The organism is Longimicrobium sp. (genome assembly GCF_036280135.1).
GTDB lineage: Bacteria > Gemmatimonadota > Gemmatimonadetes > Longimicrobiales > Longimicrobiaceae > Longimicrobium.
In genome coordinates this window covers 1-5,688 of record NZ_DASURI010000110.1, presented here as the reverse complement: position 1 = coordinate 5,688, position 5,688 = coordinate 1, and the positions used below count along the sequence as shown (strand labels likewise).

The following is a 5,688-nucleotide window of genomic DNA, read 5'->3' as shown; positions in this document are numbered from 1 at the left end:
CAGCTACGAGATCGCCCTGGGCCTCTCGCTGATGTCGGTGTTCTTCCTGGTGGGCAACGTGGGGCTGGACGAGATCGTGTACACGCAGCAGCGCATGAACCTGTGGTTCGCCCTGCCGCTCAGCGTCTCGTTCTTCTTCTTCTGGATCAGCTGCTTCGCCGAGACCAACCGCCTGCCCTTTGACCTCCCCGAGGCCGAGAGCGAGCTGGTGACGGGCTACCACACCGAGTACAGCGCGATGAAGTTCTCCATGTTCTTCATCGCCGAGTACTCGCACGTGCTCACGGTGAGCGCGCTGATGGCCACGCTGTTCCTGGGCGGCTGGGACATCCCCGGCAGCTTCGACGACATGGCCGTGGTGAACGGCGTGGTGGTGGGGGCCGATCCCAAGGTGTGGATCACCCTGCTGACGCTCATCTCGTTCGCCCTGAAGACCTTCTTCTTCATCATGGTCTTCATGCTCGTGCGCTGGACGGTGCCCCGCTTCCGCTACGACCAGGTGATGGACCTGGGGTGGAAGATCATGCTGCCCGTGGCCCTCGTGGTCGTCATCGTGACGGCCGTGACGGTGCTGGCGCTGGACTCGGCCGGCGCGCCGTTCGTGGAGGTGCTGCCCAACGGCGGCCGCGGCTACTTCACCGTGTGGGGCGGCCTGGTGCTCACGGTGGTGAACGGGGTGATGCTCTTTGCCGTGCTGTGGCTGATGGACAAGGGCCACACCCTGCAGGGCACCGGCAGCCTGGAGGAAAAGCGCACCGCCGCCCGCGAGCGGAGCCGCAAGCGCGCCGAGATGATGCGCGTGCACCTGACCACGCCCCGCGCGGGCGCGAGGTAATCGATCCAATGGCAGCGACCGTCAAGGTGATGAAGCGCCCGGTGCGGCAGTCGTCGTACATCCGGGCCACGCTCAAGGGGATGGCGCTCACGTTCCGGCACATGATGAAGTCCGCCGGCGACCGGAGCACGGCGACCATCCAGTACCCGGAAGAAAAGAAGCAGCTGAGCCCGCGCTGGCGCGGCACGCACGTGATGGAGACGCACGACGACGGCCGTCCCAAGTGCGTGGCTTGCGGCCTGTGCCCCACCATCTGCCCGGCCAACTGCATCAAGCTGGTGCCGGGCGAGGACGACATGGGCAACCGCTACCCCATCGTCTACGAGATCGACGAGTTCCGCTGCATCTTTTGCGGCATGTGCCAGGAGGTGTGCCCCGTGGAGGCCATCCACGTGGGCAACCACTACGAGAACGCCGAGTACAGCCGCAACGACTTCGTCTACGACCTGGACCGGCTGATGAAGCAGACGCATCCCAGCACGCTGCTGTGGGATCCGTCGGACCCGGCGGGGGAGTGACGGACGGAAGTGCGTGAGTGCGTCAGTGCGTTAGTGCGGAAGTAACGACGCAGGAAGTTCGGCGGAGTCGGAGCTGGTGAAGCTGGGTTGTACCGTTCGCGGATCCGTCCGGTCCATGGGCCGGGTGGGTTCGCGGAATGGAGTTTTTCGCATTTTTGCGGCGGATGGACCGGCCGCGCGCGAGCGCCCGGCGACGGCGCTCCACACAGACGATCGAACCGCGATCGATGACCGTCATCCAAGTCCTGTTCTGGCTCTTCGCGGCGTGCGCCGGCGGCTCGGCGCTCGCCATGGTCACGCGAAGAAACCCGGTGGCCTGCGCCATGTGGCTCATCGGCACCTTCTTTTCCCTGGCGGCCATCTACACGCTGCTGGGCGCCTTCTTCATCGGCATCATCCAGATCCTGGTGTACGCCGGCGCCATCATGGTGCTCTTTCTCTTCGTCATCATGCTGCTCAACCTGGGCAACGACGTGGAGGCCGACATCCGCGGCACGGGGTGGAAGATCATGGCCGGCGGCGCCTCGCTGGTGATGATCGCCCTGCTGGCCAACGTGTTCGCCGGCGGAAAGCCGCTGCCCCTGGGCGCCGAGGCCGGCCCCGCCGCCCTGGCGGCCGCGCAGGCCCAGCAGGGCACCGTGGGCGTGATCGCCACGCCCCTGTACGGCGAGTTCCTGGTGCCGCTGCAGGCCACCGCCATGCTGCTGCTGATCGCGGTGGTGGGCGCCGTGGTGCTGGCCAAGAGAAAGGTCTGAACGGACGATGGGCAACATTCCCCTTTCGTGGACGCTGGGCCTGAGCGCCCTGCTGTTCTCCATCGGCGTGGCCGGCGTGGTGGTGCGCCGCAACGCCATCGTCCTGTTCATGTGCATCGAGCTCATGCTCAATGCCGTGAACCTGGCGTTCGTGGCCCTGTCGCCCTACGCGGGCGTGAACGGCCAGGTGTTCGTCTTCTTCGTGATCGCCGTGGCCGCGGCCGAGGCCGCCGTGGGGCTGGCCATCATCATCTCGGTGTTCCGCCACAGCGAGTCCGTGGACATCAAGAACTTCAGCCTGCTGCGGTGGTAGGGTGATGCTCCTTCTCCAAGCCGCCGCTCAAGCGGCGCACGGCGCGCAGGCCGCCGAACAGGCCGGCCACGCCGCGGAAGCGGGCGCCCACGGCGCCGCGTTCCACCCGGTGATGCCCTGGCTCATCCTGGTGCTGCCCCTGCTGGGCTTCCTGGTCAACGGTGCCCTGGCCCTGATCGCCGCGCGCCGCGCGCTGCCCGTGGTGCCGCCCGTGGGCGACCCGCACTGGGACACGCACGGCCACGACCACGCGCACGCCACGCAGGTGACGTACGCGTTCGCCGGGACGGGCGCCGCCGCGGGCCACGGCCACGACGCGCACGCGCCCAGCGAGCAGGAGGGGATGGACGCGGGCACCCGCCCCAACCCCGCCGACCACGCGGACGCGCACGACGCGCACGGGCATGATGCCCACGGGCACGACGCGCACGACGACCACGGCCACACGCACGGCCCCAGGCCGTTCACGCACACGCTGCCGTCCATCGTGGCGCCGGCGGCCATCTTCGGCGCGTTCATCGTCGCGCTGCTGAACTTCCTGGCCATGCGCGGCACGGGCGAGTTCGCGCCCATCAAGGGCTGGGAGTGGATGCCGGTGGACGACCTGCAGGTGCGCTTCGACCTGCTGCTGGACCCGCTGTCCATGCTGATGACGCTCATCATCACGGGCGTGGGCACGCTGATCCACGTCTTCAGCATCGGCTACATGCGGGAGGATCCCGGGTACCCGCGCTACATGGCGTACCTGAACCTCTTCGTGACGTTCATGCTGGTGCTGGTGCTGGGCGCGTCGTACCCGGTGATGTTCGTGGGCTGGGAGGGTGTGGGCCTGTGCAGCTACCTGCTCATCGGCTTCTGGTTCAAGGAAAAGGCGAACGCGGACGCGGGCAAGAAGGCGTTCATCGTCAACCGCATCGGCGACTTCGGGTTCCTGATCGCCATGTTCCTGCTGTTCGTGCACACGGGCACGCTGACGTTCGCGGGAACGGCGGCGGCGCTGCCGGGGCTGGAGTACGGCGGCGCCGTGGTCACGGCCATCGCCCTGTTCTTCTTCCTGGGCGCGGCGGGCAAGAGCGCGCAGATGCCCCTGTACATCTGGCTGCCGGACGCCATGGCGGGCCCCACCCCCGTGTCGGCGCTCATCCACGCGGCCACGATGGTGACGGCGGGCGTGTACCTGGTCGTCCGCTCGTCGGTGCTGTTCACCATGGCGCCCGTGGCGTCGCTGGTGGTCGCGCTCGTCGGCGCGCTGACGGCGTTCTTCGCGGCCACCATCGGCCTGAAGCAGTGGGACATCAAGAAGGTGCTGGCCTACTCCACCGTGTCGCAGCTGGGCTTCATGTTCGCGGCGGTGGGGATGGGGGCGTACGTGGCGGGCGTGTTCCACCTGATGACGCACGCCTTCTTCAAGGCCTGCCTGTTCCTGGGCAGCGGCGCCGTCATCCACGCCATGCACGGCGCCTTCCACGCCACGCACAACCCGGCCGACGCGCAGGACATGCGCAACATGGGCGGGCTGCGGAAGTACCTCCCCGTGACGTTCACGACGATGGGGATCGCCACCCTGGCCATCGCCGGCGTGCCGCCCTTCGCGGGCTTCTTTTCCAAGGACGAGATCATCGGCGCGGCGTGGCTGGGCGCCGAGGGGCACTCGGCCATGTCGGGCGCCAGCCTGTTCGGCATCTCGGGCACGACGCTGATGGGCTTTATCGGCGGCACGCTGAGCCTGGCGGCGCTCATGACGGCCTTCTACATGGGCCGCATGATGATCTACACCTTCTTCGGCCGCTTCCGGGGCAACGACGCGGAGCGCGCCAACCTGCATGAGGGTGACTGGACGCTCCGCCTGCCCCTGATCGTGCTGGGCCTGCTCTCGTTCGCGGGCGGGTTCCTGAACGTGGAGGAGGAGGTGCCCATCGTGGGCCTCTTCAACCTGGACGGCGAGGGCGGGGCGCTGCACCACTGGCTGCACCCGGTGATCTCGGGCTCGGAGGACGTGGTCCGCAACAACCTCCCGGCCATCGCCGAGCCGCACCACGCGGCCTGGCCCATCATCCTGGCCGTCGTCATCGGCCTGGGCGGGCTGGCGCTGGCGTGGGCGCTGATCTCGGGCCGCAACGACCGCCTGCGCACGGCGGACCAGGAGCCGGCGTACAACAGCGGGCTGGAAAAGGCGCTGTACAACAAGTGGTACGTGGACGAGCTGTACCAGAAGACGGTGATCCGGCCTATCGGCTTCCTGTCGCGCGCCCAGTGGGCGTTTGACCGGGCGCTGGACGGCACGGTGGACTTCTTCGGTCGCATGTCGCAGGCGCTGGGGCTGTGGGCGGGCCGCGCGCAGACGGGCTACGTGAACACGTACGCCTTTGTCCTCATCGTGGGCGTGCTGCTGGTGCTGGGCAGCTTCGTGGCCTTCTAGACGATCCGAGAGAGCAATGGAATCCTTCTACCAGGGCCACTGGATCCTCACGGTCCTCATCGTCCTTCCCCTGCTGGGCGCCCTGGCGGCGTACATGGCCGGGGAGCACGGCGCCAAGCGCGTGGCGCTGGGCGTGGGGATCGTGGAGTTCCTGATCTCCCTGCCCCTGTTCTGGGCGTTCAACCCGGCCGCCGCCTGCGCGCCCGCGCGGCAGGGCGGGCCGGCGCTGCCCATGGCCAACTGCGTGGACGCGGCGTGGTTCCCCGAGTGGGGCATTCACTACCGGCTGGGGATGGACGGCATCAGCCTGTTCATGGTGCTGCTCACCACCCTGCTGCTGCACCTGATGGTGCTGGGCTCGTGGACGTACATCCGCGAGCGCGAGCGCGGCTTCTACGCCTCGCTGCTGGCGCTGACGAGCGGCGTGGTGGGCGTGTTCGTGGCCCTGGACATGTTCCTGTTCTACGTGTTCTGGGAGGTGATGCTGATCCCGATGTACCTCCTGATCGGGATCTGGGGCGGGCAGCGCCGGCTCTACGCGTCGATCAAGTTCGTCATCTACACGATGGTGGGCTCGCTCGTGATGCTCGTCGCGATCTTCTACCTGTACGTGCAGGCGGGCTCGGTCCTCGGCGAGTACACGACGGATCTCTCGAAGCTGATGCAGGTCGCGCTGCCGTACGACGCGCAGGTCTGGTGCTTCGCCGCGTTCGCGCTCGCGTTCGCGATCAAGGTGCCGCTGTTCCCGCTCCACACGTGGTTGCCCGACGCGCACGTCGAGGCGCCGCCCGCCGGCTCGGTGATCCTGGCCGGCGTACTGCTGAAGTTCGGCATCTACGGCTTTTTGC

General features: G+C 67.8%; 6 protein-coding genes. All 6 read left to right on the top strand.

From position 1 onward, the window contains the following. On the top strand, nucleotides 1-835 hold an 835-nt coding region (locus VFZ20_RS03475; protein ID WP_329682433.1), incomplete at its 5' end, for a complex I subunit 1 family protein. An 8-nt stretch (nucleotides 836-843) separates the two neighbouring features. After that, nucleotides 844-1,353 (top strand): NADH-quinone oxidoreductase subunit I, encoded by a 510-nt coding sequence (locus VFZ20_RS03470; protein WP_329682432.1) that lies wholly within the window; start codon nucleotides 844-846, stop codon nucleotides 1,351-1,353. Between the two features lie 227 nt (nucleotides 1,354-1,580). Beyond that, nucleotides 1,581-2,108, top strand: a complete 528-nt coding sequence (locus VFZ20_RS03465; protein WP_329682431.1) for an NADH-quinone oxidoreductase subunit J — start codon at nucleotides 1,581-1,583, stop codon at nucleotides 2,106-2,108. A 7-nt stretch (nucleotides 2,109-2,115) separates the two neighbouring features. Further along, the gene (nuoK, locus tag VFZ20_RS03460) at nucleotides 2,116-2,421 is read left to right on the top strand and encodes an NADH-quinone oxidoreductase subunit NuoK (RefSeq protein WP_329682430.1); all 306 of its coding nucleotides are present in this window, start codon (nucleotides 2,116-2,118) and stop codon (nucleotides 2,419-2,421) included. 4 nt (nucleotides 2,422-2,425) lie between these two features. Then, nucleotides 2,426-4,840 (top strand): NADH-quinone oxidoreductase subunit L, encoded by a 2,415-nt coding sequence (gene nuoL / locus VFZ20_RS03455; protein WP_329682434.1) that lies wholly within the window; start codon nucleotides 2,426-2,428, stop codon nucleotides 4,838-4,840. A 16-nt stretch (nucleotides 4,841-4,856) separates the two neighbouring features. Continuing rightward, nucleotides 4,857-5,688: NADH-quinone oxidoreductase subunit M (locus tag VFZ20_RS03450; protein WP_329682429.1), on the top strand; the 832-nt coding region annotated here is incomplete at its 3' end.